At 39.0% G+C, this 5251-nt stretch carries 4 protein-coding genes; 1 reads left to right on the top strand and 3 read right to left on the bottom strand.

Translation table 11 applies throughout. The features are described from left to right. Positions 1 to 163 precede the first annotated feature (163 nt). From PLK24_RS07960 to PLK24_RS07950, 3 genes are all read right to left on the bottom strand, one after another. On the bottom strand, positions 164 to 1327 hold the full coding sequence (locus PLK24_RS07960; protein ID WP_324477956.1) for a glycosyltransferase: 1164 nt from the start codon (positions 1325 to 1327) through the stop codon (positions 164 to 166). A gap of 148 nt (positions 1328 to 1475) precedes the next feature. Next, complete coding sequence (locus PLK24_RS07955) at positions 1476 to 2348, bottom strand: glycosyltransferase family 2 protein (protein ID WP_324477954.1); 873 nt, start codon at positions 2346 to 2348, stop codon at positions 1476 to 1478. Then, the gene (locus tag PLK24_RS07950) at positions 2345 to 3595 is read right to left on the bottom strand and encodes an ABC transporter ATP-binding protein (protein WP_324477952.1); all 1251 of its coding nucleotides are present in this window, start codon (positions 3593 to 3595) and stop codon (positions 2345 to 2347) included. Before PLK24_RS07950 ends, PLK24_RS07955 begins: the two co-directional genes overlap by 4 nt. A gap of 79 nt (positions 3596 to 3674) precedes the next feature. On the opposite strand from PLK24_RS07950, the gene PLK24_RS07945 reads away from it, so the two are divergent. After that, positions 3675 to 5228: an ArnT family glycosyltransferase gene (locus PLK24_RS07945; RefSeq protein ID WP_324477950.1), complete on the top strand. Its 1554-nt coding sequence runs from the start codon at positions 3675 to 3677 to the stop codon at positions 5226 to 5228. Positions 5229 to 5251 lie beyond the last annotated feature (23 nt).

Here is a 5251-nt window from a genome sequence, read left to right as displayed (position 1 = left end):
CGCGCAGCGCGCAGCGGTTGGTGAGGATGGTGAGCGAGTGACCGCGCCGGCGCAGCCCCTCCGCCACATCGCGGCAGCGCAGACCAAAACCGCCGCTGTGGTGCGGGGGGTAAAAAGCGGTGATGAGCAGGATGTTCAAGTTCTGTACATCTTAAGAACCAAGTTATAGGTTAACCAATTCACTGTAAATGTGATCGTATTTTTCTCTTATGGAGCGGATGTCATATTCCTCAACAATTTTTTTCGCGTTCGAGGAAAATTGAGACCTTAGCTTTGGATGCTCAAATAAGTAATTGATCGCATTTGCAAGTTCCACAGGGTTTTCACGAGAGATAAGCAGCCCTGAGATATTAGGACGAATTACGTAGTGCATTCCACCAACATCAGATGCAATTACTGGTATCTCTGACGCCATAGCCTCTAGTACTGATAAAGGCAACCCTTCTGAGCGTGAAGGTTGAATATAAAGATCAAGTAGAGAATAAAACTCGATCATGTTATCTATTTCACCCAGAAATTTAATGTGATTTTGTATGTTGTTAGAAAAGGTTAGTTGTTCAAGGAGTTTTCTATCTGGTCCATCCCCTGCTATCAGGCAAAGACAGTTTGGAATCTGATTAACAATTAATCCGACCGCTTTAAGTAATAGGTCAACTCCCTTTTCCTCACTTAATCTCCCAGCATAACCAATAATAAAAAGGTCTTCATCTTTCAACATTCTTTTTCGATATTTTTGTTTAATTTCCTGAGTGATTATAAATTCCCCTGTATTAATACCTGACGGAATGTGAATAATTTTCACTTTTTCAGGTAACTGAATTTTAGACATTACAGAAGGATAATCACCCACGTAAGCAAAAAACAATGGAAGTTGTAAACCATCATAAATTTCTATTACCTTCTGAAGTTTTCTTAATTCTTTATTATTTCCAATCAGTTCCCCATGCATGGTCCATACAATTGGTAAGCGAAAAAAAATACAAGCGCGCATTATTGTACTTACTTCTCGAATTTTAAATAGATGGACGTGAACTAGATTAGGTTTAATTTGTATGAATCTATTTAAGTATTGAAAAAACAGGAATTTATTTTGTAATGATCTAAATAAATGGAATAACCGATACGGACGAAAAGGTAATAATGGCTTTCGTAATAAATAAAACTTAACTTGCTTATTTGACAATTTTGCAGATAATCCTCCAGTATTACTCTCAGTAAAAAGGACAAAATGGCAGTTCATTTGTTCTGTTACTGGAGGGATTAAATCGTAAACAAAAATTTGCGCGCCACCTACATTGGAGTTTCTAATAATGTGAACTATATTCATAGATTATTGAGGTTTGATTTTCGGTGTATGAAATGATTTACTAAATAAAGACCGTATAACAAGTAAATGCCCTGTAACAGTATTCTTAGTCCCTGACCACAATCATTTTATTAATTTCCAAACCGGCTATGGAATTTATTTTGGAGTATTAAAACCTCAAACTCTTAAATAATTTTATAAAATAGTTTGCTATTTGCTTACTAGTTGATTTCGGGTTTATTGCAAAGGAAATAAAGAAAAATAATGGAAGTTTTACATAATCACGACGGTTTATGGCGCTTTTTATTATTTTTTCCATACGACAATATTTCTGGTCTTTACTGAACCAAGGTAACTTAAAAATATTTATCGCTATTACTTTATCAGAAGTGGCTTTAATAACCTCTCTCTTCTTTGTTGATGATAATGAAAGATCGTGTATTCGATAATAGTAAAGGTATTCATGTAACGGAGCAATCTTGTATTTTGAAGCAATTCTTAACCAGTAATCGTAATCTTCAGCCAAAATTGCTTTTTTATTGTATTTCCCGATTTCTTTATAAACTATTTGCCGATACATAAAACAAGGACCAATGATATTCTTATTAATTATTTCTTCGAATTCTTTTACTTTTTGCGTTCCAGTAATTTGAGATGATGCGTTTATTAAAAAAAAATCACAATAAACCAACCCAACGAAAGGGTTATTGATAAGAAAAAAAGCCATTTTTTCGAGGGCATCTTCTTTGAAAAAATTATCATCCGAAGTCCATGTTAAAAAATCACCTTTTGAATTAGCAAACCCTGTATTTAATGCAGAGGGTAAACGGCGATTGGTTTTGTGTTTGATGCAGCGAATTTGATTTGGAAATCGTTCAGCATAGTTTTGCATAATTGACCAGGTGTTGTCTTGAGAACAGTCGTCTATTAATATCAACTCCCAGTTCTTATATGTTTGATTGATTATGCTTTCTATTGATTGGCAGACATATTTGCTTCCATTGTATGAGGGCAAAACTATTGAAATTAAATTATTGCTCATATAATTTCGTTCATTTCCAAAGAATATTGAGGAATTATTGCGGCGATTACCTTATCGAAGGCAATTAGTCTACCAGTAGGGTCTTTTGAGGTTACCTCAAGAGCATCAACACCATTAATCCATAACAACACACCTAAATCAGAATAAGCATATATGGATAATGTGTATTTTCCAGGTGCTAGGTGAGGACTTACCAACTTATATTTTAGGTAATGGTTGGAATTCTTTTTAAGTGAAAACCCATTATTTATGAATTTTGTTTTTGTGTGAACGATTCTTTCAAAACGCTCATTGTACAGTTCCAAATCAAAAAAGACATTATCCAAATCGATGTTGTGAGTCTTAAAATTCATTATTAATTGAATATCGTCATCAATCGTTAGATTTAAATTCGATTGATTATTTATCAATCCTTCCCATATTAAATAGCCTGATTCCTTTACAATATCAAGTTTTTCTTTTTGAATCTTGGAATATTCATTTATTACATTTGTACTAGTATCAGTGAGTATTATCTTTCCTTCTTCCAATAAAATGCAATTTTCGCATAATTCGCGTATAGAGGGTAAATTATGACTTACAAATAATACTGTCCGTCCTTCTTTGTCTGCCACCTCACCCATCTTGCCGAGGCATTTTTTTTGAAACTCAGCGTCGCCCACCGCCAGCACTTCATCCACCACCAGTATTTCGGGGTCAAGGTGCGCGGCCACGGCGAAAGCCAGGCGCACGTACATGCCGCTGGAATAGCGTTTGACCGGCGTGTCGATGAACTTCTCGATGCCTGAGAAGTCGACAATTTCATCGAACTTGCGCGCCACCTCGGCTTTTTTCATGCCTAAAATGGCGCCGTTGAGGTAGATGTTCTCGCGCCCGGTGAGCTCGGGGTGAAAGCCGGTGCCCACCTCCAGCAGGCTGCCGATGCGCCCTTTCACCTTCACCACCCCGCTGGAAGGCGCGGTGACCCGCGAGAGAATTTTGAGCAGCGTGCTCTTGCCGGCGCCGTTGCGCCCGATAATGCCCAGCGCCTCGCCCTGCGTCACGCAGAAGGAGACATCGTCCAACGCCAGGATCGACTGACCGGCGAGGTGGAAGGCGTCTTTTTGCCCGATGCGCGAGTAAGGGTCTGGCTGCCCGCGGGCGCGCGCCCACCAGCGCTCCAGGTCGCGGGTGAGGCTGCCGGTGCCAATAACGCCCAGCTCGTAGCGCTTGGTGAGATGTTCAACGGAAATGACGGGTTTGGACAATTATTTTTCTTACTCTAATTTGAATTGTTTACTAAAATATTATAAGTTATTACGTGGTTTCTAAAAAATGGAGTTATTGATGATTAAAGTAAAAGCCATTGTTGGACAACTATGGGAAAAAGCACTAGTACTTGGAGGGGTTTTATTCGTTCTCCTGCCTACAAGCCCATTAAATATGCCTTTGACTTATACCGACTCCGGCGTCTTCCATTACATGGGCTGGCGGATACTGAATGGAGATATTCCCTACAAGGATGTGTGGGACCATAAACCACCCATTATTTTCTTTATTGACGCTTTGGGGTTATCCATCATGGACCATCCGCGTTGGGGAATATGGATAGTGGAATTAATTTTCCTGTTCATCACTTTTTATTTAGCCTACCTAACCATTAAAAGGTTTTTTGGCGTATACACAGCCCTCGTTTCAATAGCCGCCGGCTTTTTTACGCTACCATTGATCATCCATGGCGGGAATTTTACAGAGGAATACGCCATGCTATGGTATTTTCTCGCGTTATGGATACTTGGTAGAAAAGAACAGGATAAGTTGGCAATATACCAGTGGATAATAATCGGTTTTTTAGGCGGTTTGGCATTTTTTACCAAACAAACGACGATAGGCTTATGGATTGCACTGGTCATTTATGTCACCTTTGTCAGATTTAGGAACCAGCAGAAATTGAAGTGGATAAAACAAGTTGGGGCAATGATAAGCGGGGCAGCTTTGGTCACAGGAATTATCCTGTTTTATTTTGCAGTTAACAATAGCATAAAAGATTTTTGGGATGCAGCATTTCTGTATAACTTTGTTTATTCTTCAGCAGAGTCTAACGTTATGTATAGGTTGCGGCCGATACTGGCAGGCATAAAACCTTTATTAACGACCGGGTTATTTCAACTGGCGCTTTTGGGCTTTGGAATGGGGTTAGTTAACCTGAAGTGGGGTAAAAAAGAAAAATACGACAACAGACCCTTGATCAGCGTGTTATTCATAAGTTTTCCAATAGAAATAATTCTCGTCAGCGTGTCCGGGCAATATCCAGTCATGTACTATATGTCTCTATTGCCAGTTCTGATAATGCTCGCGAGCATTGTATTCAATGAGCTATTTTCAATCCTGGTAAGCAATAATTTACCCAAAAAGGCAAGCGTGGCACTGGTTTGCAGTATTCTGGTCGGGTTCACCTGGAGCACGGTATATGAGTATCGCAATGAAGTTGACAGTTTGAGCCATATCGAAAGCACCATCGTAATTGATTACATCAGACAGAACACCAATCCTGAGGATTATATCGTTGGGTGGGGGGCTGAGTCTTTCCTGAACTATTTCTCAAAGCGAGAGAGTTCGTCAAAATACGTTTATCAATTTCCATTGTACCGCGCGGGTTATACAAATGAAGAAAGAATCAATGAGTTTCTGGATGGCATTATTGAAAAAAGACCAAAATTAATCATTGATAATCGCAGACCATCAGCACCTATCTTCGAGTTTCCTGTCGCATCTCCCTTAATTAAGGAAAAAATTGAAAAGATCAAGTCAGAATATGCTTTATCAATCACCTTGTCTGATAACCTGGGTTATTGGGATATTTATGAAAGGCAGGTTTCTCCCTTTACACCGTGTCAATAAAAGTTTTTTCCACCTGGTTGAAA

Source organism: Atribacter sp. (genome assembly GCF_035418125.1).
Classification (GTDB): Bacteria; Atribacterota; Atribacteria; order Atribacterales; family Atribacteraceae; genus Atribacter; species Atribacter allofermentans.
This window is presented reverse-complemented; position numbering and strand designations above follow the sequence as displayed.